At 69.8% G+C, this 25,296-nt stretch carries 25 protein-coding genes; 5 read left to right on the top strand and 20 right to left on the bottom strand.

Features of this window, described 5'->3' with window-relative positions; translation table 11 throughout:
* The coding region (locus ACFW22_RS30290) for a hypothetical protein (protein WP_386410606.1) at positions 1 to 315 on the bottom strand (315 nt) is incomplete at its 3' end.
* A gap of 259 nt (positions 316 to 574) precedes the next feature.
* Between ACFW22_RS30290 and ACFW22_RS30285 the strand changes: the two genes are divergently transcribed.
* The 3 genes from ACFW22_RS30285 (at position 575) to ACFW22_RS30275 (ending at position 2,162) form a co-directional block, all read left to right on the top strand.
* Entirely contained in the window at positions 575 to 928 is a 354-nt protein-coding gene (locus tag ACFW22_RS30285; RefSeq protein WP_386410603.1) for a DUF317 domain-containing protein, read from the top strand.
* Positions 929 to 1,031: 103 nt separating this feature from the next.
* Positions 1,032 to 1,322, top strand: coding sequence for a hypothetical protein (locus ACFW22_RS30280; protein ID WP_386410600.1), 291 nt, complete (start codon positions 1,032 to 1,034; stop codon positions 1,320 to 1,322).
* Positions 1,323 to 1,337: 15 nt separating this feature from the next.
* The gene (locus tag ACFW22_RS30275) at positions 1,338 to 2,162 is read left to right on the top strand and encodes a DUF317 domain-containing protein (RefSeq protein ID WP_386410597.1); all 825 of its coding nucleotides are present in this window, start codon (positions 1,338 to 1,340) and stop codon (positions 2,160 to 2,162) included.
* A gap of 7 nt (positions 2,163 to 2,169) precedes the next feature.
* Here ACFW22_RS30275 and ACFW22_RS30270 read toward each other — a convergent pair.
* The 5 genes from ACFW22_RS30270 to ACFW22_RS30250 form a co-directional block, all read right to left on the bottom strand.
* A protein-coding gene (locus ACFW22_RS30270) for an IS3 family transposase (protein ID WP_386410594.1) occupies positions 2,170 to 3,362 on the bottom strand; the annotation gives its coding sequence in 2 pieces (ribosomal slippage) (positions 2,170 to 3,098 and positions 3,098 to 3,362; 1,194 coding nt in all).
* 306 nt (positions 3,363 to 3,668) lie between these two features.
* Positions 3,669 to 4,364, bottom strand: coding sequence for a hypothetical protein (locus ACFW22_RS30265; RefSeq protein WP_384876624.1), 696 nt, complete (start codon positions 4,362 to 4,364; stop codon positions 3,669 to 3,671).
* Positions 4,365 to 4,443: 79 nt separating this feature from the next.
* Complete coding sequence (locus ACFW22_RS30260) at positions 4,444 to 4,887, bottom strand: hypothetical protein (protein WP_384876622.1); 444 nt, start codon at positions 4,885 to 4,887, stop codon at positions 4,444 to 4,446.
* Between the two features lie 154 nt (positions 4,888 to 5,041).
* The gene (locus tag ACFW22_RS30255) at positions 5,042 to 6,784 is read right to left on the bottom strand and encodes a relaxase/mobilization nuclease domain-containing protein (RefSeq protein WP_384876620.1); all 1,743 of its coding nucleotides are present in this window, start codon (positions 6,782 to 6,784) and stop codon (positions 5,042 to 5,044) included.
* Positions 6,781 to 7,404 carry a hypothetical protein gene (locus ACFW22_RS30250; RefSeq protein WP_384876618.1) on the bottom strand — a complete coding sequence of 208 codons (624 nt, stop codon included), beginning with the start codon at positions 7,402 to 7,404 and terminating at the stop codon, positions 6,781 to 6,783. Before ACFW22_RS30250 ends, ACFW22_RS30255 begins: the two co-directional genes overlap by 4 nt.
* Positions 7,405 to 7,430: 26 nt before the next feature.
* Between ACFW22_RS30250 and ACFW22_RS30245 the strand changes: the two genes are divergently transcribed.
* The gene (locus tag ACFW22_RS30245) at positions 7,431 to 7,616 is read left to right on the top strand and encodes a hypothetical protein (protein ID WP_386410588.1); all 186 of its coding nucleotides are present in this window, start codon (positions 7,431 to 7,433) and stop codon (positions 7,614 to 7,616) included.
* Between the two features lie 108 nt (positions 7,617 to 7,724).
* On the opposite strand, the gene ACFW22_RS30240 is transcribed toward ACFW22_RS30245, so the two are convergent.
* The 5 genes from ACFW22_RS30240 to ACFW22_RS30220 form a co-directional block, all read right to left on the bottom strand.
* Positions 7,725 to 7,916, bottom strand: a complete 192-nt coding sequence (locus tag ACFW22_RS30240; protein ID WP_384876614.1) for a hypothetical protein — start codon at positions 7,914 to 7,916, stop codon at positions 7,725 to 7,727.
* On the bottom strand, positions 7,913 to 9,508 hold the full coding sequence (locus tag ACFW22_RS30235) for a hypothetical protein (protein ID WP_384876612.1): 1,596 nt from the start codon (positions 9,506 to 9,508) through the stop codon (positions 7,913 to 7,915). Before ACFW22_RS30235 ends, ACFW22_RS30240 begins: the two co-directional genes overlap by 4 nt.
* On the bottom strand, positions 9,505 to 10,146 hold the full coding sequence (locus ACFW22_RS30230; RefSeq protein WP_384876610.1) for a WhiB family transcriptional regulator: 642 nt from the start codon (positions 10,144 to 10,146) through the stop codon (positions 9,505 to 9,507). The genes ACFW22_RS30235 and ACFW22_RS30230 overlap by 4 nt, the downstream gene beginning before the upstream one ends.
* A 151-nt stretch (positions 10,147 to 10,297) precedes the next feature.
* A complete protein-coding gene (locus tag ACFW22_RS30225; protein ID WP_384876609.1) occupies positions 10,298 to 10,996 on the bottom strand; it encodes a hypothetical protein in 699 nt (232 codons plus the stop codon).
* A 2-nt stretch (positions 10,997 to 10,998) separates the two neighbouring features.
* Complete coding sequence (locus tag ACFW22_RS30220) at positions 10,999 to 11,889, bottom strand: helix-turn-helix domain-containing protein (protein ID WP_384876607.1); 891 nt, start codon at positions 11,887 to 11,889, stop codon at positions 10,999 to 11,001.
* Positions 11,890 to 12,804: 915 nt separating this feature from the next.
* Between ACFW22_RS30220 and ACFW22_RS30215 the strand changes: the two genes are divergently transcribed.
* Positions 12,805 to 13,677, top strand: coding sequence for a helix-turn-helix domain-containing protein (locus tag ACFW22_RS30215; RefSeq protein ID WP_384876606.1), 873 nt, complete (start codon positions 12,805 to 12,807; stop codon positions 13,675 to 13,677).
* Between the two features lie 583 nt (positions 13,678 to 14,260).
* Here the strand turns inward: ACFW22_RS30215 and ACFW22_RS30210 are convergent.
* The 9 genes from ACFW22_RS30210 to ACFW22_RS30170 all read right to left on the bottom strand — a co-directional run bounded on the left by ACFW22_RS30210 (position 14,261) and on the right by ACFW22_RS30170 (position 25,250).
* Positions 14,261 to 14,890, bottom strand: a complete 630-nt coding sequence (locus tag ACFW22_RS30210; RefSeq protein WP_384876604.1) for an HAD-IA family hydrolase — start codon at positions 14,888 to 14,890, stop codon at positions 14,261 to 14,263.
* A 282-nt stretch (positions 14,891 to 15,172) separates the two neighbouring features.
* Positions 15,173 to 16,408, bottom strand: a complete 1,236-nt coding sequence (locus ACFW22_RS30205) for an MAB_1171c family putative transporter (protein WP_384876602.1) — start codon at positions 16,406 to 16,408, stop codon at positions 15,173 to 15,175.
* A gap of 1,242 nt (positions 16,409 to 17,650) precedes the next feature.
* Positions 17,651 to 18,577, bottom strand: a complete 927-nt coding sequence (locus ACFW22_RS30200; protein ID WP_384876598.1) for a hypothetical protein — start codon at positions 18,575 to 18,577, stop codon at positions 17,651 to 17,653.
* On the bottom strand, positions 18,574 to 19,158 hold the full coding sequence (locus tag ACFW22_RS30195) for a DUF6932 family protein (protein WP_384876596.1): 585 nt from the start codon (positions 19,156 to 19,158) through the stop codon (positions 18,574 to 18,576). The genes ACFW22_RS30200 and ACFW22_RS30195 overlap by 4 nt, the downstream gene beginning before the upstream one ends.
* Before the next feature lie 426 nt (positions 19,159 to 19,584).
* A complete protein-coding gene (locus tag ACFW22_RS30190; RefSeq protein ID WP_384876594.1) occupies positions 19,585 to 20,310 on the bottom strand; it encodes a PIG-L deacetylase family protein in 726 nt (241 codons plus the stop codon).
* On the bottom strand, positions 20,307 to 21,611 hold the full coding sequence (locus ACFW22_RS30185; protein WP_384876592.1) for a hypothetical protein: 1,305 nt from the start codon (positions 21,609 to 21,611) through the stop codon (positions 20,307 to 20,309). The genes ACFW22_RS30190 and ACFW22_RS30185 overlap by 4 nt, the downstream gene beginning before the upstream one ends.
* On the bottom strand, positions 21,608 to 22,630 hold the full coding sequence (locus tag ACFW22_RS30180) for an aminoglycoside phosphotransferase family protein (protein ID WP_384876590.1): 1,023 nt from the start codon (positions 22,628 to 22,630) through the stop codon (positions 21,608 to 21,610). The genes ACFW22_RS30185 and ACFW22_RS30180 overlap by 4 nt, the downstream gene beginning before the upstream one ends.
* Positions 22,627 to 24,165 (bottom strand): Gfo/Idh/MocA family protein, encoded by a 1,539-nt coding sequence (locus ACFW22_RS30175; RefSeq protein ID WP_384876588.1) that lies wholly within the window; start codon positions 24,163 to 24,165, stop codon positions 22,627 to 22,629. Before ACFW22_RS30175 ends, ACFW22_RS30180 begins: the two co-directional genes overlap by 4 nt.
* Entirely contained in the window at positions 24,162 to 25,250 is a 1,089-nt protein-coding gene (locus ACFW22_RS30170; protein ID WP_384876628.1) for an LLM class flavin-dependent oxidoreductase, read from the bottom strand. Before ACFW22_RS30170 ends, ACFW22_RS30175 begins: the two co-directional genes overlap by 4 nt.
* Between the last annotated feature and the right edge of the window lie 46 nt (positions 25,251 to 25,296).

Below are 25,296 nucleotides of genomic sequence, written 5' to 3'. Positions count from 1 at the left end.
TCGTTTGTCCACACACCAACCGATGATCACGCGGTGGCCGTACCCGTTCCCAGCCAGGGTCGCCACAAGATCGCGAAACCAGACTGGAGTATTAGCCGGCGGGTAGTGCTCTTGAGCTGTTATCGCGAGGTCTTCGGTGAAGGCTTCGAGTGCGCCGACAGCGGCAACGACGACAGCGCGGTTCAGAGCCGAGTGCTCCGCTCCGGGCTGTCCGCTCCCTCGTTTGCCCTGCGCCTGCCGCTCGGTGGTCTTCTGGGTGAGACGTTCCTGGGTCGCTCGGTGGATGAGCTGTGCGTCCCGGAGGTAGTCGGTCATCTTGTCCAGTGGGGACTGGAGAGGGTGCAGTAGGAGTGCCACGCGAAGCCCTTCGGGGAGTGCGGAACGCCATAAACGGTGCTGGGGTGCGGCTGACCCTGAGAATATGGCGCGGTTTCTGAGATCTCACAGAACGACAAGGGATATCAGTTCGCCGGGGGCAGACAGGAAAGATGCCTGAAAGACTGGCCAACGGGGGCAGGGGCATGTCAACGTAGACGACCTTGCAAGAAACTCCAGGTCAGAGAGGTGATTGCTCGTGACCGTGGCTCCTGTGAGCCCTGGATTCTCCACGAATGTAGAAGCTCTGCGACTCCGTGAGTGGCAGCTCGGTCCCGGCCAGCCCACGCTAGTGATGGACCAGTTCTCCGCGGAGGACTTCCACCTCATCGTGGATGATCGCGCGGACGTACACGTCAGCAGCAAGGACGGCCGGTTCTACCTCGGCTGGTTCCCGCTCGGTCGTCCCGGCGCCAACGGCGAGGGATGGAAGATCGCCGTCACCGGCACGGCCAAGGTACCTGGCTACCACGTGTCGTTCGACACCGAGACACCGGCCGAGATCGTGGCCGCCACCGTGGCACGCGTACTGGAGACCTCACGTCGCGTGTGACGGAGCAGGTGCACCAGCCTTTGCTCCTTCCGAGCCCGGCGGCCGGCTGAGAGCCACCGGCCGCGTACCTATCGCCCGCTGCATTTGCCCCAGGAGGCTATTCGTGACGTCCCCGGAGATCACCGTCGGCAGTCTCATCGACCTGCTGTCCCGATGCGACCGTGACGCTCCGGTTCGCCAGGCCATGAACCCCTTCTTCCCGACCGCGCACCGCCTGACACAGGTTGTGCAGTCCGTGGACGCGACCGGCCAGACCGTCGTATACCTCGCCGAGGGCCGCGACGAGAACGCCCAGCTCGGCCACCTGCCACCCGAGGTCGCTGTCGCCCTGACCTGGCAGGGCCCCGTCCAGGCACCCCCACGCCGCCCCCGCCGCACCGCCGGCGGCAAGTAGACCCGCACCGAGCCCTTGGAGGCGCCCCTGTCCCCCGACATTCCGCCCATCTCGTCCCATGGCCAGCCCGAGTTCTGGGTCGGTCCCCGACACCTTGCCGGTGACGATGGCAGTCTCTACGACACCGTCGCCGACACGCTCGCCGGCCTGGGCTGGGCGAGCCTGACGGTCGTCCGTGGTCGCCATGAGCCGGACGAAGCGTGGGAGGACCGTCAGGTCCTGCGCAGCACCGTCCTGCACATCAGCCCGGACCGCCTCCGGTGGGCCCAGTGGAGTCTGGCCGATGAGCCGTTCTACCTGGGGGAGCTGCCGATCGCCTGGCAGGTCTCCGCCCGCGCGGAGATGAGCAGTCCGCTTGCTGGATGGTCGGCCTACTTCACCCCCGATGTCCCCGGCGAGGCCGTGGCCGACTTCCTCGTCGCGCTCGACGCCCGCGACCAGCCCGTCGAGCCGCTCGCCGGCCCGGAGGTGGTCCTCGACGCCGTCGCCGCACACGGATGGCTCCGTGACATCGACCAGCCGCAGGCGGTAGCGACCGACCCGACGTTCACCTCGCACCTCAGCCTCGGTGAGGTACCGCCTCTCATCCAGGACGGCGACCCGCGTGTCCTGACCACGAACGCGGGTGAGGCGGGACCGCCAGGTTGGCAGGCATGGGCCGAGCCCGTGCTCGGGGCACCGTGCCTGTGGGTGGCGTCCTTTGGCCCCAGCGCTCCGCACGACCTGGTCGCCGCCTTTGCCGCCTCCCTCAGCTCGACCGCACCGGTCCTGCGCCGGGTCTTGCCCGAGGCCACCCGGGATCGGCTCCTGAGCTGCCCCGAGTTTCGTAGAGTCCGGTGATCTTGTTTCAGGCGGACTGCGGGGTCTGTTCCTGGCTCCGCCAGAAGGCTTCTTCGTACTCGGCGGGCGGTACGTAGTCGAGCGCGGAGTGAAGGCGTTCTTCGTTGTACCAGGTGATCCACTGGAAGATCGCCCGCTCGACCTGGTCGACGTCCTTCCAGGGACCCTGCATCTCGATCAGCTCGGCCTTGAAGGTCCCGTTCAGCGCCTCGGCCATCGCGTTGTCATACGAGTCCGCGACGGAGCCGACGGAGGCGGAGGCGCCGATGTCGGCGAGCCGGTCGGTATACCGAATCGACACGTATTGCGACCCGCGATCGCTGTGGTGTATCAGTCCGGAGTCCTTCTTGATCCGGCGCCGCCAGAGCGCCATCTCCAGTGCATCCAGCGGGAGTTCGGTCCGCATGTGGTTCGCGACCTGCCAGCCGACGATCATCCGCGAGTACACGTCCAGGACGAACGCCACATACGCCCATCCCGACCAGGTGCGGACATACGTCATGTCCGCGACCCACAGCTGATCGGGCCGGGAGGCGGTGAAGTCGCGGTCGACCAGGTCCGGCGGACGCGGCGCCGACGGTTCCGGAATCGTGGTCCGGCGCCGCCGGCCACGGATGACGCCCTCCAGGCCCAGCTCGGCCATCAGCCGCTCGACGGTGCAGCGGGCCACCCCGTGGCCCTTGCGCCGAAGCGCGCGGGTGATACGGCGGGCGCCGTAGGTGCCGCCCGATTCCGTGTGGACCTCTTCGATCAGCGGCATGAGCTGCTCGTCCCGGAGCCGTCGGGCCGACTTCGGCCGCTTCTTGCGGGCGAAATACGTCGACGGCGACAGCTCCAGCACCCGGCAGACGGGATCGACCCCAAGGCCCCTCTCGCGCAGGTGGTCGATCACCTGCTCGGCCTCGTCCGGGGACGGTCGATCTCCTGGGCAAAAAACACCGAGGCGGCTTTCAGGATCTCGTTCGCCCGCCGCAACTCCGCTACTTCTTTACGGAGTTGCTTGAGCTCGTCCAGCTCGGCGGTGGTGAGCCGGTCGTCCCGCTCGCCGCGGTCGGCCTCGGCCTGGCGGACCCAGCCTCGCAGGGCCTCCTTGTGGATGCCCAGGTCCTTCGCGACGTGCGCGATCGGGCGGCCGGTGGTGCGGACCTCGCGGATCGCGCGCTCGCGCAGTTCGTCCGGATATTTACGGGGTGCTGCCATGGTGCTGGTGGATCTCCTTCGCCAGGACCGTAACCCTGGCATCAGGGACTCCACAAATCTCAGTACAGCTCATCCTTCGCGCGCCAGCCATTTAACGCCTGGCGGCCACCTTCTCGCGCGACGCGCACAGCCCGGCTTCTCCCTATGGGAGGGCCGGGCTTCTTGCTGCTCGCGCCCCGTGCCCAGGCGCCGCCCGGTCAGGGCTGGTCCTGGTGCTGGTCCCGGCGGCATGTGCTGTTGAGCGTGTTGATCAACGCGAGGATGCCCCCGACGAGCAGGTCGGGGGCGTCCGTGGGTTAGTGCCGGTCAGGTGGTCGCTGTGGCCTTGGCGAGGGCCGTGCCGAGGTGGCGGTCGACCAGTGCCGGCGAGCCCGAGACGATCAACAGCAGACTGCCGTCACGGATCGCGGTCTGCTTCACCACGGTGCTCCGTCCTCCGGCGGTGAACGTCAGGAGCTGGCTCCACTGCTCGTCACCGAGACCGTGGGGCGCGGGCAGCTTCCGCGTGGAGACGTCGATCGGGGTCCCACCCGCGACGACCTGATAGCTCGGGCAGCCGGTCATGGCGTCGGAGATCCGGCTTATGCCGTCGGACAGCTTGTTCGCGCTGTCGCTGTACAGCTCCTCCGAGAGTTCGGAGGAGCCGTCGGCGTAGGTGAAGGCGGCCTTCGCCTTGCGCGGGAAGGCGAGCGTGCCGCCGGTCGCCGCGTCGCCGCCCAGCTTGCTCAGGGCCGGGCAGCCGACGACGGTGATGTCGTCGTGCTGGGCGGCGCGCTCCGGCTTGTGCACGTAGCCGCCACCGAGATCGCTCTCGTCGAGCAGGCGCCTCTCCAGGATGTCCGAAGACAGCAGAGCGGCGTTGCGGTCGGAGAGGGCCGGCTTCTCGGAGGGGACGGAGGAGGGGGTGTCGGACTTCGTGTCGGCGGTGGTGCTGGAGCACGCGGACACGGCGAGAAGAGCGGCGGTGATGCCGAGGGCGGTGGTGGCGACGCGAACGCGCATGACGGAACTGACCCCTTGGTGCTAGGCGACGGGTGGTCAGTGCGGGCCCGTGGGCCCGGTGGGGTTGTAGGGGTGGGGGTCAGTGGCCGAGGTGGCGCAGGCAGTCCTCGAACGTGGCATGCGTCGCGTCTGCGGGCCCGGCACTCCGGTTGTACCAGGCGGTGTCGAGGCGGTTCTCCTGCTGCTGGTGGCCCGCCGGGCAGCGCAGCCAGATCTGATCGCGGGTGGACAGGACGAGCCAGTTCCGGTACGCGCCGCACTCGGTGCAGGCGACCATCTCGTCGTCGAGGACGAGCGGCTGCTTCCAGGGCATCATCCTGCCGTCGAGCTGGTCGTGGCTGGGCACCCGCAGGTCCGGCGGAAGGAAGTCGTCCATCGGGGCGGCCTGCTCAGCGGGCTCGGGCTCGGTCGGCGGCCCCCCGATGCCCGGCGGGACCTGGTCCTGCAGCCGCGCCGACATCTCGAAGAATCGGCGCTGCGCCTCGCTGGGCTCCGCCGCCCGGCGGCGTATCCGGTGAAACATCCTGACGTCCTCCTCTGCCTCGTCCTTCTCGCGTCATGATCGTGCCCCACGCCGCCGGGAGGTTCAATTCACAAAGTCTCCAGTGGCCTGGAGGCGGCGGTGGCCCTGTTGCTGGCGGTGTGCTGGCACGGCGGTACGGCATGTGCTGGAGGGTTCACCGGGTCTTTCCGGCGGTGCCCTCCGCGCTGCGACGCCGGCCAGGGGCAGAGGGTCGGGATGCCGCCCGGCTCGTGGGGGACGAGCCGTCTGTTGTGCCGTACGCGGGCAGGTCCGAGGCGTCGGCGGGCAGATCGGCCATCCGCCGCATCCGCCAGACCAGCACGTCGCTCACTGACTCCGCGGTGTCGAGTTCGCGGCGCTCGACCGCGTTGGACAGCAGGGCGGCCGGGTCGTGGCCGGCGGCTTCGGCGTCCGCGATGGTCGCGGCCAAGGCGTACCAGCCGGGTTCGGCGAGGATCTGCTCGGCCAGGGCGGGCAGTGCCTCGCGTAGCACGACCGTCTGTCGCTGGAGCAGGGGCCGGTTCAGGCGCCGGCCTCGCTGGTAGAGCACGCCCAGGGGGTGGGCGGCGGCGGCCTGGTAGGCGGAGCGCAGGTGCTCGGCGGCCCGCGCGGCGGCGACGGCCTGCTGCGCGTGGCCCTTCTTCGCGTGCCAGTGGGCGGCGGTGGTGATCAGGAAGAACAGCATGTCGATGGCCATGGCGGTGGTGGCTCCGTCCTCGCCGCGGCCGAGGGCCGGACCGCCGTGGACGAGGTCGCGGGCGGCCTGGCGCAGGGCGCGGTCGTGCCCTCGCACGGCGCGGACGTGCGAGCGTGAGGCCCGTTCGAACGCGGTGGCGGCGTCACGCAGTTCGCTGCGGGTGTGAGCGGCAGACGTCTTCGCGAGGGCGTCCAGGATCTCGCCGGCCGCGGCGATGTGGGCGGCTGCGACCGCGTCGTCACCGTGCTCGATGACGAGCACGGCCTGCCACGCGGCCGATGCCGCCCGGCGACGGGCGCTAGCCGGGGTGCTCGACCCCGAAGGAGCCGCGTCCTCGCGTCGGGGAGCGGCGGCGTCCTGGGCGTCGCCGGACCAGCGCTCCCGGATACGGGGCAGTGAGAGGTCGGGGGCGAGGCGGGCACCGGGGTAGAACACCGGCTCGCCGTCCTTGTTCCGGTCGTCGGGCAGCGCGACCTTGTACCCGAGGAGGTCCCCGGAGGGCGCGGCGCGCTTGCGGATCAGCAGGCCGGCGTCGGCGAGCCGGTCGAAGAACTCCTCCTCGCTACTCGCCCCGGCCACCGCCCGCCGCACCGTCTCACGGAGTTCTTCGCGGGCGGTGCGCTCACGGCCCTGACGCTCGGCCTTGTGGCGTTCGGCGCTGGTGGGCCGCTGAGCGGCGGTGCCGTCCCCGGGCGCGACCTCGTGAAGGCCGAGTTCCTTCTCGATGAGCCGGGCTTCGGCCTGGGCGCGGGTGCCCGAGCGGAAGTCGTCGGGGCGTCGGCCGTCCTCGGCCACGAGCGTGGCCACGATGTGGATGTGGTCGTCTGCGTGCCGCACGGCGGCCCAGCGGCAGCCGGGCTGTCCGTCGCCGGGGTCGATGCCGGTGGCGGCGACGATCCGGCGGGCGATACCGGCCCATTCCTCGTCCGACAGCGTCCGGTCGCCGGGGTCTGCGCGTACGGAGGTGTGCCACACGTGCTTGGCCGGGCGGGCGTGCCTGGGGAGGGCTTGGACGGGTTGGTCCAGGAGCTGCTGGAGGGCCTTCAGCGTGGCGTTCGGGTCGCGACCGGGGTCGGGGGCCATGCCGTCGAAGGAGGCGACGAGATGCGGGTCGATGTGCTCCTCGTGCTTGCCGGGGCCGTAGAGGTAGGCGAGCAGGCCGATGGTCCGGTCGCCGGGGTTGTTGACGCTGGGGATCATGTTGCCTGCCGCTGTTCGAGGACGGCGGTCGCGGCGGCGTGCACGGCGTCGGCGGCCCGCCGTACGGCCGCGAGGCTTGCCTCCAGCTGAGGGATGGTGGCATCGGCACCGGTATTGAGGGCCTTCGTCATCTGGTTCAGGTTGCTGCCGGCCCAGCCGAGCTTGCGCCGGCTGTCGAACAGCGCGGTCAGGACATCGCGCTCGGTGGCGATCTCTGCGTCCGTTCGATCGAGATCTCGGGCCGCGGCGAGCGCGGCACGAGCGAGGAAGCCGCCGACGGTCAGGTTGCACTGGGCGGCGGCGGAAACGATCAGAGCGCACTCGGCGTCGTTGAAGCGGGTTGTACGCAGGTGACGGCGCTTCTTCTCGGGCGGCTGACGTGGACGCTGACGGGCAGAACGCTCGCGAGGCTCACGATTCGACTTGCGTTCCCCCTCAGGCTTCGATCCGCCCTCGGTCGAAGCCTCCAGGACCTGCGCCCCCCGGTGCAGGTCCTCTCCCGCCCCTTCAGGGGCGGGCTTGGCGGAAGTACTACTTCCGCCCCAACTTGCTCGCCCCGAGACCGAGTTGTGGTCGCGAGCAGGTTCCGGGGTGGTGCCGTTCTGGATCGGGTACGTCATCGGGATTCGGGCCTCGTGGAACGGATGTGGAGCTGGATGGCGGCGGCCAGTCCGAGGACGTCGGCCGGTCCCGCAAGGACGCGGACCGGGCCGTCGGGACGGCCCTGGACGAGCCACTGGCCGGTGGGCACGAGAGCAGCGGCGTGCACGAGCCGCCGACGGACCAGGACGTCCGCCCAGGCGCCGGCCTCGGCGACCGTGGGCTCGGATGACCGAGGAGAAGGCGGAATCACGGCGTACCTCCATAAGCGGGGCGGTGGCCCGGCGCGAGGCCGGGCCACCCATGGCGGATAGGGGCGTTGAGCTGCGTCTTTGCAGGCTCAACCGCACTCGGGGCAGCGCCCGACATGACCGCTGAGGGCCCGGGCCATCCGCTGCTTCGCCGATGCGGCCTGCTTCGCGCTGGACTTCGCCGCCGGACTGCCCTCGTGCCGCTTGGAATGGGCGAGCATGAAGCCGATCTCCCGCTCGAACTGCGTACGCATGCGGGTGAAGTAGTGGCAGGTCTTCATCGGACGGTGCTCCTTGTCGTGGTGACGTCTTCGGTGCGCAGCTCCTGCAAGACCAGGCCGAGCCGGTCGTTCCCGACCCCCGTCAGGCCCTGGCGGCGGATGATCTCGCGCAGCTGCACTCGGGTGATGGCTCCGTTGCCGTCGCGTTCGAGCAAGGCAGGGACATGGGGGCGCACTTCGTGGACGAGCTGGCGCTCGGACTCGCCCAGCTCACGTGCCGGGGGCTGCGACTGCTGGAGGCGGGTCCGGGCCCGCTTCTCCTTCACCTTGGTCCGGGACTTCCGGGTCGGCTTCCGACGGAGTGGGACCTTGTGTCCTCGGTCCTGGGTGGTGTCGGTCCCGGACCGGGGGGTGGTCGGTCCTCGGTCCTGGGTGGTGTCGGTCCCGGACCGGGGGGTGGTCGGTCCTCGGTCCTCGGCGGTGTCGGTCCCGCACTCCGAAGGGCTCGGTCCCCGGTGAGAATCTGGGTCCTGAGCTGCAGCTTCTCGTGCTGGGGCATCGGGACCGGCGGATTCGGTCCTCGGGACCGCGCCGTCTTCGGACGGCTCGGTCCCCGCGAGTGTTTCCGTTTCGCCGCCCGCGGTCCTCGCCCCGGGTTTGACGTCCCGGTCCGCGTTGCAGGGGACCGGTCCCCGAGAAGTCTTCGGTCCTCGGTCCCGGACCGGCTCGTCGGGACCGTGGCCACAGACCGACGCATTCGATGCTGGCTGTGCGGGGACCGTCGCTGCCGCCGTGCCGCTGTCCACAGCGGACCAGGGAGAAGGAAGCGGGACCGTGGCGAGCGCGAGCGCGTGTCGCCGAGCGGCGAGCTGGTCGAGCAGCTGTGCGCGTTGGAGGGGGTCGGTACCCACCGAGGCCCTGTCGATCGCCTTCGACAGACGCCGGGTCAGCCGCCGGCCGCGACGGCTGGCCTGCTGCTCTGGGGTGCGCTCGGCGAGACGGGCAGCGAGAGCGACTGCGCGGGAGGTGGCCCGGTCCCGGGTGATCTGCGCGGCGTCGCGGTCCCGAGCGGCGACGCCCAGCCGAGACAGCAGCCGCTCGCGTGCCTCTCGGCTCAGGACGGCGAGCACCCCGTTTGAGGCGGCGCCGGGGGTGTGAAGACGCAGCTCGATGCCCATGGCGAGGTGCCACAGCATGGCCGCCATGACCGGGCCGACGAAGGCCCGGACGGTACCGCCGATGGGACCGCTCTCGGCATAGGCGGGGATCACCTGCACCCCGGTGATCACCCAGACCAGGGTGCCGGGCAGGCCGGGGGCGCCCTGGGTGGCCAGGTTCTGGCGTGCCATGAGCGCGGTCGCGAACAGGGCCAGTTCCGCGGCGGCGAACATGCCGGCGCGCTCGGCGGTGCCGGCCATGTTGAGGTAGTCGGCCGCGAAGCGCCAGCTCGTGTCGGCGCTGTAGGCGGTGCAGCCCAGGGCAGCGAGGGCGGCGACCTTGACCGCCGGGCCGCCGAGGCGCTTTCGCGGGCGGCTTCCCCGGCGCCGGATCGTCCAGGTGATCAGCACCAGGGCGAAGGCGGCGGGGACGCCGGCGACGAGCAGGAGCGGGAAGTCCAAAGGGGCCCCCAGGGACAGGACGGGGTGGGTCATGCGGCCTTTCCGAAAGAGGCGGACGTCACGGTCGGCGCTGCCTGGCGGGGCACCGGCCGCCGGGTGCCGGGCTTGGCGGATACAGGGCTGCCTACTGCCGGAGCGGTCTTCTTCCGCTTCTTCTTGGGGCGGGGCACATCGTAGGTGCGGTCGCGGTCGAGGACCTTGTTGGCCGATTGCCGGAGGAGGTCACGGGCGTGCTTGGGGCTGATCTGCAGGCCGGCGGCGAGCCGGGCGGGTCGCCAGCCGCGGACGTAGGCGTGGTCGATGACGACCTGGCGCTCGGCCTCGGTCAGGTGGACGTCGCGGCCCAGGAAGAATCCAGTTATGCGCCGGTAGTCGAGGCGCTTGGGCAGCCCGTCGTGCCACGGGCGGCGCTCTGCTTCGGTGAGTCCGCCCCAGATGCCCTCTTTGAGGATGTTCTCCAGGGCGTAGTTGAGGCAGTCGCCGCTCACCGGGCACCAGCCGCACAGCTCCTTCGCCTCGGCGATGGCCTCGTGGTCCCGGGGGAGTGGGAAGAACACGGCGTCGGCGTCCTCGACGTCCATGCCGTGGCACGCCCCACGGGTGTGCCAGCTGGTGTCTGCGATGCCGCGCAGGCCGGAGGCCGGCGCGTCGTGGGTGGTGATGTTGCGCAAGGGGTTCTCCGATGTGCTGCCGCGTCTGCGGGCCAGGGCGGTGCCCGGCGGGCGCGGAGTCGGGTGCGGCGCGGGAGCGTGCGCCGTAGCCGAGGAAGGACGGTGGTGGCCGGTGGCGTAGGGAGCGGGGTGCGCCAGTCATGTACGCCGGTCAGGCCATGGCCGGCTGTTGCGCCTGCTGGGCGGCGGCGAGGTCGATCCGGCCGGGGTGCGGGGTGGCACGCGGGGCGATTCCCCGCACGCCGCTGTCCGGACCGACCCGGCGCCGACGGCAGGGCTCACCGGGCTGCGCCAGGCACCAGCTGCACCGGACGCCGAGAGGATCGGGCAGTCCCTGTGCGACAGCGGCCTCGCGTGCGGCTCGGGCGGGCCGGTAGGGCGCGAGGGCTGCTCGGGCGGCGGGCGGTATACAGGAGCCGATCTCCTGCAGCCGCGCCTTCAGCGCCGGCTCGATCCCGTCGCGACCGCTCGTGATCGCCCGGGCCTGCGCGGGCTGCGCGAGACCGGTGGCGACGGCGCGGCGGGCACCGATCAGCTCGGCGGTCCAGGCGGCCTGGTCGTCCGGGTCGACGGAAGGCGTGGGGTCGGAGTGCCGGGACAGGCGGTCGCGCCGGTAGCTCTCCCAGGGACGGGCCACGTCCGCGGGCAGGATCTGATACGGCGAGGTGCGGATGTGCTGGCGGGCGGCGACGCGGGCGTCCCAGCCGTGCGGAGTGGCCATCGGCACGTCGCCGAGCAGCTCGTGCCACTGGGCGAGCTGGTCGCGGGCCTCGCCCGGGTCGGTGCGGATGGTGCGGGGGTCGAGTCGGCCGATGTAGGCCAGCAGGGCGGCGGTTTCGCGGCGGTCCACGGTCAGCCCTCCGTTCCGGTCGGCTCGTCGAGGGCGGCGAGAAGGGCGGCGGTGTGGGCTTCGGCCCGCGTCATGCCGCCCGGGGCGGCAGGGGCTCCGCCAGGCACGGCGTAGAGGTTCGGACGGCTGGGGGCGTGCTCCCGGGCGACCCAAGAGCGCCAGTCGACAGCCCAGGCATCCGCCGGCCTCGGCTTCAGCGCCGCCCGGTGGGCGCGCCACTTCGCGTCGGCTGCCTGCAGACCGTCCTGGCCGAGGCGGTCGAGGTGCCCCTGCTGGCGGATCCAGGTGTGGGTGGCGGGGTCGACCTGCCACTCGCAAGCCGAGATGACGGCAGCACCACTGCTGTACCTACGGTTCAAAACCGGTTCACTACGGTTCTGTGTGCCGGTTTCCGGTACATCGCTGTGCCGGTTTCCGGTACGGCGGGGTGCCGGTTTCCGCCGGGGCCTGCCGGATTCCGGTACTGCCGGTTTCCGGTCCCTCGCGGGGGATTCCGGTACCTCGCGAGGCCGGATTCCGTACCGCCGCAGGACCGAGATCCGCAGGGCAGAGGCGGCTTCGGGCTCGCCCTCAGGCGCCCGGTCGGCGTCCCTATCCGCGTCCCGCGCGGTCTCTGCCACGGCCTGGGCGGCGAGGGGCAGGCGGTAGACGGTGCTGCGCTGCGGGCCGGTGAGGTCGTCGAGCTGCTCCAGCTCGCCGGCATGGACCAGGCGGTCGATGGCCTCGCGCACCGTGGAGACGGAAGCGCGGGTGCGCTTGGCGAGGCTGGACAGCGAGGCCCAGGAGACGCACTGCTCGTCGGCCACCCGGTCGGCGATCGACAGCAGGACCAGGCGCGCGGTCCCTCGGCTGGAGCTGTGCTCCCACACCCACTCGCGGGCTTCGCTGCTCATCGGCCGCTCCCGGTCACGGGGCGGCTCTGTCGGCTCGCCGAGGCCGGCATGAGGTGCTCCCGCCCGGGGCCCTGAGGCACCGGGGCGGAGATGGTTGCCGCGCAGGCCAGGCGAAAGGGCCTTTTGCGCAGGGCAGGAGACATGCGATACTCCTCGTTGCAGTGTTGCCACGCTGAAGCGCCCCTCGGAAGGACTCAGCGTGGTGATGGTGGGCAACCTCCGCCCTTGCCGGGGCGGACATGCCACTTAGCGTTCGGCGTCCGTGAGTTCCCGCTCTCGGGCGCCGTCGCTGTATGCGGACCTACACGATCTGCCGTGCTCCTCAGGTCCGACGTGCCGGGCAGGGTGCCCGGGGGACGACGAACATACGCACGGACCCGTGTCAAGATCCAGACTTGGTTCTTAAACTCTGTACTGGTTGCAGAGAGTCACGGGATGGCGCGCTCCTGTGCCTATTTGGGAGCGGGGGCTCATGCAGCGTCCGTCCGAGAGTTGCCGCTCTCGGCCTGACGGCCCCTTCTTGCCCCGCCGGGCGTGGCGCCCCTCGGCTGGGTGGCATGCCGGCACACCATGTGGCGTGCAGCTGGCGTGCGCGCATCGCCCCCATCCCCCTCTTTGACGTCATACTGGACATTTGGTGTAGCTTTGAGGTCTCGCGTTCGCCCCGCTGGCTCGGCGCCGAACGTGACGGCCGCTGGTCATCGGTGGTACTCCTGCTGGCCAGGCCGTTTCCTGTGGTGCGTTACGCAGTCGACGACGCGCTGTGCACACAGGAGCCCCCAGGCTGATGCCGTGGAGGGGTGAACCTCGGCCAGCTAGTGCGATACGAGAACGTACGCCAATTGCGAAGCCGTATCAACCCTGGGCTACAGTTACGGTAGACGCCGCCCCATCGCCGCCCCCGCAGGAGTTCATGTGCCACGTCAGTTCGACGGCAGACGCGTTCGCGCTGTCCGGCGAGGCAAGGACCTCCATCAGAAGGAGCTGGCCGAGATGGTGGGCGTCAGCGCCCCCTCGGTCGCGCGATGGGAGAGCGGCCAGGACTTCCCCAAGGGCGAGAAGCTCCCGGCCATCGCGGCTGCACTTGACCAGTCGCTCGACGTCCTTTTCCCCCACGACGGCCCGGTGGACCTGCAGCTCCTGCGCTGCGATGCCGGCCTTAGCGTGGCAGAGGCCGCTGCCATCATTGGTGCGAGCCGCGCGCCAGTGAGTAACGCCGAATCCGGCCGACGCCGCCTCAGCGATGCTTACGTGCAGCCGCTTGCACAGGCATACGGGGTGACCGAGCAGGAGCTGCTGGACGCCCAGAACTGCTCGTTTGGGCTTCGCTCCAGTGCCTCGCGCGACAGGCAGTCGTCAGCGCCCCGCACGGTCGGAGAAAAGATCAACTATCTCTTGGAGTACGGGTACGTCGGTCAGGAAGCGCCCTCTGAGGAGGAAATCGCCCGCCTCGTCAATGAGCATGCGGGCGTGACGGCCGTCACCGCCGACGGCATTGCTGCTCTTCGCGCGGGTGACACGACGGAGGCTTCCGATGTGGTGCGCGCCGGCCTTGCCCATGCTTTCCAGGTCGACATGCCGCTCTTCCAGGACGACGCCCAGGTCGACCCCAAGGTCCGCGAGTTCATGGAGGCGCTCCGCTTCCTCTCCTCGATTCACCGAGGGCAGATCCTTGGCCTGGCGGCCCGCGGTAACAGCCAGGGCCTGTCAGCCGAGATGATGGCCCACATCAACCAGCTCGTCGGCGAGCTCAAGCACAAACTGCCCGAGGCGCACGGCGGGGAGTAACACCGCTCAACGCTCGGGGTCGGGACGGCCACGACGTTTCCGCTCCGCCGACTCGGCGACCATGTGTGGGGCCAGACCGGAGCGGGCTGCTGCGCAGCGGCGGCGGTGGCAACGACAGCGAAGGGATACCTCGACGCCTCCTGCCGAGCCGTCGACGTATCCCTTCCTTGGTCCCCGCCACGGCGCTCCCAGGTCAAGGGCGGAGGCTGCTCTCTCAACGATCGCCGGCACCGTGACCGGCGGCGCCTGTGCGCAACGTCAGGGGTGCGCCGGTCCGCGACAGCCGCTCCCCGAAGGCGTCGTGGCCGGCATCCGGCGATCTTAGGGCGGCCAGCTGCCCGGCGATGCTCGCCCGCGCCTGGACATGATCCACGACGCGGAGGTCCCCGTGCTCGTCGCGTCCGGAGACCATGCGGCCGTGCTTAAGTGGACCTGCGATGCGCTTGCGGCTGCGCTACGCGGCGTGCCCCCAGCGCTGGGCACTTCGTTGCCGGGAACCAGGGTTCGTCGAACGGCTGGAGGGCTTCATACACACGAATGCCGTGTGGTCGCCCTCTTCCCGCAAGCGTGTACGGCTGCCGGACTAAGACGCGGCGAGGTCCACGCCGAGCAGCTCGGAGACAGCAGCCACCGTCTGCCGGGGGTCCTGGTTGTGAACGCCGGCGAGACCGAGCTGCTGTGCTGCCTGGACATACGCTTCGGTGTCGTCGACGAAGATGCACTCCTCGGCCGGCAGATCCATCAGCTTGAGCGTGATCTCGAAGAGCTCGGGGTCGGGCTTGCGCAGCAGGTGCTGCTCGGAGATCACGACGACGTCGTACAGTCGCTCAAGGTCGTAGCCGTCGTACAGGTCCCACGGGGCAAGCCCTACGCTGTTCGACAGGATGCCCACCTTGATCCCGGCCCGCCGCGCTGCAGCAGCCGCATTGATGATCACCGGCTCGGGGCGAAGGCCGCCGAAGATGCGGCCCATCAGGTTGTCGGCAGGCACTCCCAGCATCTTGCCCGCGAATTCGTTCCACTCGGTCTGGGAGACCGCTCCGCGCTCCAGGTCACTGGTGATCCGGACGCCCTCCTCGTCCTTGTACAGGGCAGCGAGGCAGGCACCTTGCGGGAGGCCCTCACGCTGCTCGAACGCGAGCACTGCCGGCAGCAGCGGAGTGGTGAGAACGCCTCCGAAGTCGAGAACGAGGCCCGTGCGGCGGTTGGACATGCGTGAACTCCAGATTGCTGAGACTTCGAACGCCTATCCAGACCGGATAGCGTCACGGCCCGGCTACATGGCGCGACGCAGATAGCTGTGCGTCGCGGGCCGGGATGCACTTACAAGGCGGAGCAAGACCGATCAGTCCGCATGACCCACGGTACCAGCCCAGCCCATTCGGTGGACGGTGCCAAATCTCACCCGCTGACCCGCTCCAGGATCGATGTGTCGCCTATCTTCCCGACCGAGGGGAGAGCAGGCCAAGGGTGAGATGGCGTAACACATTGCTGCCTACCGATGCGGCTCTGATTCCAATCGGCCGACGTTCAGGAGAAGCTCCCGAGCCTGATCCCGGGTGCCGCACGAGTAAGCCGTGCTGACTCTTGCAAGCCAGAGGGCTTCGCTATAAGAGTCAACGAACGGCTTGTCTCTCAGTGGTGTGGTGGCGCAGGCGCTAGCGGGCGTGCTTTCAGCAGATAGGAGCGCGGCTCTAATCCAATAGGCTTCGGCGGCCGGCTCAGGGTCGGAGTGCGAGGCGGTAGTGTCCTCCGCGGCGAACATCAAGTCTTGTGGAGCGTAGTAGCGCAGCTTCTCGCAGGCATCAGCAATATCCTGAGTCCAGCGGTCCAGTCGGACGTCGATGGGGACTCGTATGTGCCTGAGCTCCGCTAGGCGCCGGCCTGGTGGATACAGGCTCGTCCCAGGAAAGGCTTTCACTAGATCGAACCAGAGCGGATGCATTGTGTACAGGGTGCGCCAGGTTTTCCAGCGGGCCATCGCAGCGCGAGTGGTGGGGATGCTCGCTCCTACGGCCACGATCAGGAAGAGCAAGTTCATCCAGATCACCGTGGCATCTATGAGGAGCTGCACCGTGGAACGGCTCAGTGGAAAAGCAACTGCAACCCAAAGGATGGTGATGCGCGCCAACGTGTGGGTAAGCCCCATCCACATCGAAATCCCCATCAAGCGCAGCCCAATGCGCATACTTGTGCTCTCGGCCTGTCGTGCAGCCCTCGTCCACTGGTACCCGCAGACTGCGGTGGTGACAAGCGGGAAGAAGTAGAAGACGGTCATGTAGACCGCGACTCCCCATTGTCCAGCGTGGTCGATCAGGAAGTTCTGACTCGGTGTGCTGCGGTCCACCACGGTGAAGAATAGGACCGTGAGGAGAGCGACGCCGGCCGCACCCGCTGCATAGGAGGCGCGGGCGATCCAGCGAGACACTGCTACGTGTCGGGGCACAGCTGCTTCCGAGCTCCTCCCGTAACTGATGGCGACGTAGGTCAAGGCAGCCATGATCGCCGCAGTGCTGGCGAAGTGCCTCAGGAGGGCACTCAGATCTACCACTGGAATGCGATTGGCCGCATGCATTGCTGCTGGCGTGTAGAGCCACAGTGCTACGGCGAACCCCGCGTAGCCGCCCCAGAGCGCCCGGCGGTGGGCGTCGGCGTACCGGACCGCGGGGAATCGCCATATGACGATGACGGTCATTACCGCCGCGGTTAGGTATTTGAGATAGTCGAACACGTGATTAGTGGGTTTCTGTATCGGCTGCGCGTTATGACGTGCCGGTCGGCGGGTTTATGGCAGTCCTGGAATCGGTGGGTGGAATGTGCGACGATGCGGAATCCGCCCCCTAACGGGCTGCTTCTGTGCGCCGGACGCTTGATCGCGGCTAACGTTGACGCCGCGGAGGAGCGACTGGGTGGGAAAGTGATACCTCCAGGAGGCTGATCATGTCGTCCCCTGCAACGGACTGGCGCCGCGCCAATCGCTTTATCAAAGACGCTGAAAGCTCGGCCTGTCGTTCCTCGGGACTGTGAAAGTCGACACGTCCCTGAACCAGGGGCGAAGGGAACCTCCGGAGTATCTCCTCCCGAATGCGTTCGGGGACGTACCGCTCTATCTCGGCGGCCGTCAAAGAGGTTCCGTGATTCAGCCATTCGTGCACGAGTTCATGGAGGATGATGTGCTCGGTCTGATTTCGACTCGAGCGGCGGCGATAGAGGATTACCGTGAACTCGGGCGCCTTTACTCGCAGGCCGCATGCCGCACCCAGGCCCCTGTCGGGATCATCCAGGGGAACTAGCCGGATCTCGCGGCCCAGTGCGTTCTCCATGTTCTGCACCAGCGCCTCAACGCTGAAAGGGGCAGGTATGGGCAAGTCGGCGAGTAGTCTCTCGCATTCCTTCACGAGGGCGCGTCGTGAAGAGTCCCTGCGCCAACGCATGGTCGCTCCAGTGAGGTTCCGCTGAGATGTTTACAGCCAGCCCCAGTCCCGCTGCTCGTGCATCAGATGCCGGTGATCCGGAGCATGCGCCCGAGGCGTGCGGTGGTCAGCCGACAAGCCGTGCCCATTGATCGTACAAGGCAAAAAACGTGATCTTTGCGGAATAGGGTGTCGTGAAGGTCACGGCGCCTACGGCCTCGATTTCAAGATCGAAATTCGGTAATTGAACTCTGAATTTCGCTGCACGGGGAGGGTTGCACTCGCTCGTGCCGCACGTCTTCCAGAGAGCGCAGCACGATCGCCAGGCCCCGGGGGGCGGGGGCTGGACTGCAGTAGTGGCCCGGCCGATCGCGATCTGCGCGGCGTCGAAGCCGGCGCGGAGGCATGCCTCCTGGAGGGCGGGCTGGGCAGGGCCACTGAGGCTTGGCGGATGAGCTACGAGGTGGCCGTCCAGGGCGGTCTGGAGCCGTACGGGACAGGGGTGCGGATGCATGGAGTGCGGGCGTTCGTGATCGGGTCAGAGCAGCCTGGGGTCGTCATCACCCGATAGGCAGCGAGGTCTGTTCCGCCGCCGGCCCCAGGTAAGTGAACTCGGTCGACCGTGCGATGCCCACCGAGTCGAGCCGTTGCCGGAAGCGGACCCGGAAATGGACGTTGTCCCCGAGTCCGGGATGCATACGTAGCAGCTCCTCGGCGTCCTCGAAACGGACGTTGTACGCGGGGGCGTTCTTGGCGGGGGCGGTCTTGACCTTCACCCAGCCGCTTTCGCGGAGTTCCGTGATGCGACCGGAGATCGTGATCTCCTGGTCCCTGTCCTGTGTCCGCCTGAGCCGTTCCACATGGCATCGACCACGTTCGGTCAGCTGGGCGCGGCGCGTGCCGCCATTGGCGTCGTACCAGGTCAGACCAAGGTCCAGCCGGAACTTGCCGAGGGCTCGGGAGAGCGAGTCCACGGCATCGAAGAGCGATGCCCACTCACGGACGTCGCCTTCGGCCTCCAGCGCCCTCAGTAGTTCGGTGAGCGCGCTCAGTCCTGTGCTAGCCGCTGACGTGGCTGGTACGTCGAGGACGTCCGCTTCCGCGGAAAGCACAGGGACGACCGGTCGGGCATGTACGACGGTGCTGCCCGCCGAGATGCCCGTGACCTCCAGCTGGACCGGGGTGCCGGCGGCGGCCGATACGGCGGCCTCCATTGGTTGCAGGAGCGCGTCGCCCCACTGGAACCGGAGCGCGCCGCCCGCAGTGTCCGGGCCGGTCAGACGGAGCCGGAGCTCCTCGTCGAGGCGGGCGTGCGGGCTGTACTCGCGAGCCGCCGCGAGGCGACCGGCCCGATGATCGGCCTCGATCTCTTCGTCGTCCCGGTCCTCGGTCCCCAGTTCGTCGAGAAGCCGAGACGCCCTCGCCTTCGCCACCGGGTCGCCGCTGAGGAGCGCGCGCCTGCGCACGCGCCAGCTGTCGCCGGTCACAGTCGCACCTCCAGATAGCCGCGTGCCGGGACGGCACTCTGTTCGGACGGTGAGCGGTCCGTCTGGTCGGCCAGCCGACAACGCTGCCACCAGTCGTCCCAAACACCTCTTTCTGTGAAGTATGTCCGCTCTTCCGGGGTGAAGCGCTCCGGCTCGAATACATGGGCAACACGGCGATACCCGATACGGACCGGCGAGACACCGAACTTCTCCCGCATGCTCTGCCGACTCTTGAAAGCGGTGGTCAGCCATTTGGAGCCTGGCCGGCCACGCACCGCACGCTCGGCGTCCGTGTCGATCAAGAGCGTCGCATCGATGTTGCCGGGGTCGCGCTTCGCGCTGACGAAGCTGCCGCCGAGCCACAGCCTATGGATGAGCGACATGCCAGCGAGGGCGTCCGCGTACTGCTCCTCCAGCTCGAGGAACGGGTCGAGGTAGTCGAGCAGCCCGTCCCACAGAGCCCTGCGGGACGTGGAGTCCTCGAATTCCGCCGCGCTGACCAGCATGGACTCGGCCTCGCTGAAGGAGACGGAGTGCCGACCCAGGGGGAGGAATCCGTCGGTGGCGAAGGTGGGCACCACGTGAGGTCCTCTCGTCTGTAGGCAGAGCGTCTTCTGGTCGGGCGGGCTGAGGCGATCCGCATCATCTTGCCGGGAAAGGTTCCGGGGCGTCGAGGCTTTCGCCGATTACCCCACTGATGTGCGTCCGCCGCAGGTGCCGGGTCCCGGTGCGCGAAAGGCAAGGTCGCAGACGTCGCAGGTCTGGAGCGAGTGTCGGACGGACAGCTCCTTGCGGGGGCGGAAGGGCAGTAGAGGCGGGAGCCAGGACGTGAAGTGGTGGGCCAGGAGGGCAACGGGGCGCTGGAGAGGCTTGGGGGCGTCGGTCAGGACGCGATGGACGGCTTCGGCAGGGACGCCCCGTTCGAGCCAGACGGCGACGCCCGGGGCCAGGCGGTCGACGTCCTTGGCCGAGAGGGGCTCCTTGCCGTTGTGCCTGAGAGTTGCCGCTCATCGGGCGTGCCTCTTCTTGGTCGAGTGGTAGCTGGGGCGCTGGAGGGCGGGCGCATCCTCTGTCTCGCGTCTACAGGCGTGGACGATCTGACGGGCGGTGCGGAACATCTCGGCGCCGTGGGCCTGGACGGGGAAGCGTTCGACGACGCGGTGATGCACGTGCTGTCGGTAGGCCAGTTCGGTCAGGCCGCTGAAGACCCTCATGTCGAGCTGCTGCTGGGAGGCGAAGCAGGCCAGTGCCGCCCGCTTGGCGGCCAAGAGGCCAGGGGTGCCGACGAAGTAGAGGTTCGGCTCGAAGTTGCGGCTGTAGGGGGAGCGGAAGTGGATTAGGTCGGCGGCCTCGCGCATCGCGACGGTGGTGGCCTCCTCGCCGGTGACGGCGTGGTCTAGGTGCTGGTCGTCGGGGTAGTGGGTGTAGACGACATCGGGCCGCTCGGCCGCGAAGGCGTCGAACAGGGCCGTGTTGATCGCGCCGCGGTGGTCGGTGAACCGGGTGTCGGGGATCCGAGAGAAGGTGTAGCCGCCGATGCCGAGGATCTTCGCGGCGGCTCGACACTCGTCGCGGCGCGCAGCGCCGTCGTCCATGCCGACGCGCCCAGCGCTCAGGCAGTGAACACGGACGCGGTCGCCGGCGAGGACGTGGTCGCGTATGCGCATGCCCATGGCGAGCTCAGCGTCGTCGGGATGCGCGACGACGACCAGGACGGACCGGGGAGTGGTCAACGGGACTCCTCGTTGGGGCTGATCTGCAGAGCGCTGTGCAGACGGCGGCCGTCGAGGCCCTGCCAGCGGAAGGGCTCGTGCTCGTGGCGGGGCCAGCGCAGGTAGTGGAGGCTGCCGATGGCATCCACTGGTCCGCGGCCGTGCCGGTAGGCGATCTTGGAGGTCTGGCCGCCGTCGAGGTGGAACACTGCCGTCGGGTCGTGGCCGGCCCGCTCGCACAGTTCGGCGGTCTCCTGGACGGTGACGCCCTGGAACGTGGGGGCGAGCGGTGCGCCGTCCAGGACGGTCAGGGTCAGATGCCGGCCGTCGAGGGCGAGCAGGGTGCGGGCGTAGCGGGCGTCGGGGCGGAAGGGGCTTGTGCCCAGACTCTGGTCCCAGGCGGTGGTCAGGCCGGTGGCGGCGTCGGCGGCGGACGGCCCCAGGGAGAGGGCGCTGCCGACGTCGGCGGTGGCGAAGGCGTCGATGGCCGTGACGTTGACGGGCGCGCCGGGGACGAGGTGGTCGGGCCAGGGCCGGTGGCTGCGCAGGACGTAGGCGCCGGCAAACAGGTCGGCGCCGCCGCCGGGGTGCACGGCGGTGATCCGCGCCCCGGCAGGGGTGGGAGCGACGGTGCAGTCGAGGGCAGCCGGATCGCGCGGTGTGGTGTTGGCGGCCGGGTTGACGTCACGGCGAAAGCCCGTGCGGGGGTCGTTGTGGTAGCGGATGCGACAGTTCGCCGCGCCGTACACGGTGAGGTGGCCGGGCGGGGCCGGGTGCGGAGGAGGTTGCTTGGAGCCGGTCCAGGTGTGCGGGTGGCCGGCGACGGTGAGGGTGCCGGTGGCGGGCAGGGTGCGTACGACCAGGCGGCCCTGGTGCATGAGGAGGGCGGGCTTGGTGACGGTGGGCAGGCTGGCGGCGTGGTGGTCTCGGACAGCGAGGTCGAGGCAGGGCTCGGCGGGCTGGTAGTCGGGGTCGTCGGAGATGTAGGCGAAGGCCCCGGAGACTGCGGCGACGACGGGGTCGGCGACGAGCTGGCGCAGGTGGAATCCACATGGAGAGGACACCGGCTGGCACAGGGCGCGGTCCAGGTCGACGGTGAGGGTGTAGGCGTTGGTGAGGCAGCCATAGCTGAGGTCGATCGGACGGGCGGTGAGGACGACGCCCGGTGCGAGGTGGCAGGTCCAGGTCGATGTGGGGCGGGCGAACGGGCTCTGGTCACAGGCCAGCGACTGGATGCTGGGTGCGTGGATGCCGCGGGCGCTCAGTTCGGCGAGCGGGACCAGGTCCGGATGCTCACCGGGAGGGGTGAAGGGGACGTTCATGCCGTCACCGGTCCGGCGGCGGCGTCCAGCAGGTCGGGGACGGTGAACGGTCCGGTGTCCAGCAGTTGGCGCAGGGTGTGGCGCAGCCGGTCGCAGGTGGCGGGCGGGGCGGTCGCCGGGTAGGGGACGGTGCGGGCCTCCAGCCGGTACAGCAGCACTCCGGCGGTCACCGTCGCGAGGAGGTCGTCGCCGCGCCAGGGCCGGGCGGGGCCGGGAGGGGTGTAGGCGTCGAGGAACGCGGAGGCGAGCGGGTGCAGGAGTTCGGGCCGGGCCGCGTGGTGCAGGACCACGTGCGCGAGGAGGTAGGCGAGATCGAACAGCGGCGCGCCCGTGTGCACGTTGTCGAGGTCGACGAACGCGGTGCGGCCCGCCGCGAGGCTGAGGTTCTTCGGGCAGACATCGCCGAGGACCAGTTGCCGGCCGGGCAGGGTGTCCAGGCGGTGGCACGCCTCGTCGAGGGCGCGGTGGCCGCAGGCGCGCAGGCAGTAGCCGTAGGCGTGTTCGGCACGGAAGAGGTCGTCGCCGTCGCCGTCGCCGTCGCGAAGCGGCGGCAGGCCGGCCGTGGCGTGGTGGATGCGGGTCAGGGCGGTGCCCAGGCGCGTGCACTCCTCGACGGTGGCGGCGCGCTGGTCGAGGTGCTCGCGCCAGGTTCGGCCGTCGGGGAAGACGTCGGTCATCACCATGGCGTGCGCCTCGGGCAGGAACGCCAGGACCTTCGGGAAGAGGTCCGGCAACAGGCTGTGGTGGATCGCCAGGGCACGGTGTTCGACCGAGATCAGTGCCGGGTCGGTGGCGATGTGCGCGATGCGTGCGAAGCGGCGACCGCGGATCTTGACGATGACGGTGCCCGCCTCGCCATGGAGGCGGAACACGTGGCTGACGCTTCCGCCGGTGCACGCCTCGATGCGGGCGGGGCGTCCGGTGTGCGGCCGGCAGGCGGCGAGGACCTGGGGCAGGTGCGTGCCGAGGACCGTTCGCAGGTCGGGCTCGGCGTGGTCGGTGGCGAGAAGGCCGGTCATCGCGTGGCTCCCAGGGCGGCGAGGGTGCGCGGGGTCGGGGCCGGGGCTACGGCCGGGTGGAAGTCGAGCACGGCGGGGGCGGCGGGCCGGTCGGCAGCGGACCATCGCCGGGACATCGACAGGTAGGCGCCGGCCATCAGGCGCGCCGGGCGCCGGTGGTCGTCCAGGTCGGAGGCCATCTCCGTGCGGGGTATGTGTCCGGCGAGGTAGGAGAGGAACTCGGTGATGGCGCAGGTGCGTGCCGAGCGCTGGGTCGGGAGCACCGCGGTCTCGCCGCTGCCGTGGACGAGGTCGGCGAAGCCGAGCGCGCGGTGCCGCTGCCAGTCGGGTCGCAGCCGGTTGTTGCGGAAGACGTGGAGTTCGATGTGGTCGGCGCCGCCGGCCGCCTGCCTGTCGATCCCGTCCTCGTTGCCGTGGAGGGTCTGCAGGACGTGCAGGTGCAGGGCTTGGAAGGGCCCTTGCTGGATGATGTGGGTTTCCTGTCCGATCCGGCCGTTGCCCTTGTAGAGGCCGCCGGGTACGGGGTGAAGGGCGCTGCGCTGGGAGAAGGTGGTGTGGGCGAGGTTGTGGCTGCCGAGCGTCAGCACCCGCCCGCGGCTGCGGTAGGCGACGTTGAGGAACACGTCGACCTCGCCGAACCCGGCGGTGAGCCGGTCCAGGTCCTGCCCGGTGTACGGGTTGCGGTCGGCGAAGCCGGGCAGCAGCCGGGCGTGGTCGGCGACGGTGAGCTGGGCGAGGAAGTCTGAGGGCCTGGTGCACGCGGCGTGGACCTCGATCTCGTCGATCTCCTTGCCCGGACGCTCGCCCGCGGCCAGCCACCACGGCACGATGTCGAAGTGGTGGTACCCGGAGTGCGCGGCCTTGCCGTAGCCGCGGTCGAAGCCGTGGTAACCCAGGTCGACGAGTTCGTCCGGCAGCCGCCACTGGCCGTCGCCGTGGCTGGACTGGACGGAGGTGACGGCGCAGTTCGTGGCGTCGGCGACCTCGGCGATCAGCTCCCGCACCCGGCGGAAGGCGGGGTGCCAGCGTCGCTGGCTCAGAACGCTGACCACCATCTGCGGATCGCGCCGTCGTGCCGCCCTGTAGGCGTTCAGCAGGGCGTCGAAGTCGTCGGCGACCGCCTGCGCGGCCTCCGGGTCGGTGGACGCGCCCGGATGCACGGTCAGCGGCTTGTCCAGCAGCACTGGCAGGCCCCGCTCCATCGCCCACAGGGCGTAGGGCAGGTGCACGGACGGTGCGGTCGCCACAACGACCGCGCCGATCCGCTCCCGCTCCACCACGTCCTCCAACACGCGCCGCACCCCGTCGGGCAGGGACCGCCGGGAGACGGGGAACGGCTGGACGGGAACGACGGGCATCCGCCGTGGCCGGCCGGGCGTGCCGTACTCGACTGCGGTGGCAGCCACGTCGGGCAGGTCGGCACCGGTGACGGTGCCGGCGAGGCCCGCGTTCTGCGCGACGGCCAGCGCGGGCAGGTGGTTGAGACGGGTGTGCGGGCCGACCCCGACGACCAGCACGTTCACGGCACCGCTCACCTGCCCACCACCGCGCGGCCGATGCCGGCGCCGAGCAGCGGCAAGACGCCCTCGCCGACCTCGTACGCCTCTTCCAGGTGGGGGAACCCGGACAGGATGAACTCCGTGATGCCGAGATCCGCGTACTCGGCGATCCGGTCGGCGACCTCGCGGTGCGAGCCGACCAGCGCGGTGCCCGCGCCGCCGCGCAGCAGCCCCACCCCCGCCCACACGTTCGGCCACACCTCCAGGTCGGAAGTCCGGCCGCTGTCCCGGAAGGCCGCGTGCAGGCTGCTCTGCCGGGCCTGCCCGGTGGACTGACTGTCGGCCAGAATGGTCTGCACCCGCGCGACGTGCTCCGGGTCGATCCCTGTCAGCAGGCGCTCGGCGGCGGCCCACGCCTGCTCGCTCGTGTCACGGGCGACGACGTGGAACCGGATCCCGAACCGCGGTGCGCTGCGCCCGGCGTCGGCGGCCAGGGCGCGGATGCGGTCCAGCTTGGCCGCGACATTGGCCGGCGGTTCGCCCCAGGTGAGGTAGACGTCCGCGTGCCGGGCGGCGACCGGGGCGGCCTCGGCGGAGGAGCCGCCGAAGTACACGCCGGGCAGCGGGTCGGGAGGCGAGAACACTGCTGCGCCCCGTACGTCGTAGTGCGCACCGGTGAAGTCGAACGGCTCGGGGGCCCAGGCGCCACGCAGGACGGTCAGCCACTCGTCGGTGCGGGTGTAGCGGGCGGCCTTGTCGAGGTGGTCGCCGAAGCGGGCCTGCTCGGCCTTATCGCCGCCGGTGACGATGTTCAGCAGCAGCCGGCCCCGGGTCTGTCGCTGGAACGTCGCGGCCATCTGCGCGGCGAGGGTCGGGGATATCGAGTCCGGGCGCTGTGCGACCAGGAACTTCAGGCGCTCGGTGGCCTGGGCGAGGGCGGCGCAGGTCATCCACGGGTCTTCGTTGAAGGTGCCGGCGGGGGTGAGTATCGCGTCGAAGCCCATGTGCTCGGCGGCCTGTGCGATCTGGGTCAGGTAGGGCAGGTCGGGGGCGCGGTGCCGGTCGGCGCCGGGGCCGGCTGCCGTGGTTGTGTCGTGGCCGGGCCCGTGGACCCCGCGCATTCCGGTGGTCAGGGTGCGGCCGTCGCTGCCGGTCGGCAGGAACCAG

The sequence above is a fragment of the Streptomyces sp. NPDC058872 genome (genome assembly GCF_042743065.1).
Lineage (GTDB): Bacteria > Actinomycetota > Actinomycetes > Streptomycetales > Streptomycetaceae > Streptomyces.
Note: the sequence above shows the minus strand (reverse complement) of the source record. Positions and strands in the feature narration are given on the sequence as shown.

Excerpts from the sequence above, each read along its gene's own strand:
- ACFW22_RS30265 (WP_384876624.1), bottom strand. The coding sequence starts at position 4,364 with ATGCGCGTTCGCGTCGCCACCACCGCCCTCGGCATCACCGCCGCTCTT.
- ACFW22_RS30185 (WP_384876592.1), bottom strand. The coding sequence starts at position 21,611 with ATGAACGTCCCCTTCACCCCTCCCGGTGAGCATCCGGACCTGGTCCCG.
- ACFW22_RS30220 (WP_384876607.1), bottom strand. The coding sequence starts at position 11,889 with ATGAGCAGCGAAGCCCGCGAGTGGGTGTGGGAGCACAGCTCCAGCCGA.
- ACFW22_RS30250 (WP_384876618.1), bottom strand. The coding sequence starts at position 7,404 with ATGACGTACCCGATCCAGAACGGCACCACCCCGGAACCTGCTCGCGAC.
- ACFW22_RS30255 (WP_384876620.1), bottom strand. The coding sequence starts at position 6,784 with ATGATCCCCAGCGTCAACAACCCCGGCGACCGGACCATCGGCCTGCTC.
- ACFW22_RS30235 (WP_384876612.1), bottom strand. The coding sequence starts at position 9,508 with ATGACCCACCCCGTCCTGTCCCTGGGGGCCCCTTTGGACTTCCCGCTC.
- ACFW22_RS30180 (WP_384876590.1), bottom strand. The coding sequence starts at position 22,630 with ATGACCGGCCTTCTCGCCACCGACCACGCCGAGCCCGACCTGCGAACG.
- ACFW22_RS30260 (WP_384876622.1), bottom strand. The coding sequence starts at position 4,887 with ATGTTTCACCGGATACGCCGCCGGGCGGCGGAGCCCAGCGAGGCGCAG.
- ACFW22_RS30210 (WP_384876604.1), bottom strand. The coding sequence starts at position 14,890 with ATGTCCAACCGCCGCACGGGCCTCGTTCTCGACTTCGGAGGCGTTCTC.
- ACFW22_RS30170 (WP_384876628.1), bottom strand. The coding sequence starts at position 25,250 with ATGCGCGGGGTCCACGGGCCCGGCCACGACACAACCACGGCAGCCGGC.
- ACFW22_RS30240 (WP_384876614.1), bottom strand. The coding sequence starts at position 7,916 with ATGAAGACCTGCCACTACTTCACCCGCATGCGTACGCAGTTCGAGCGG.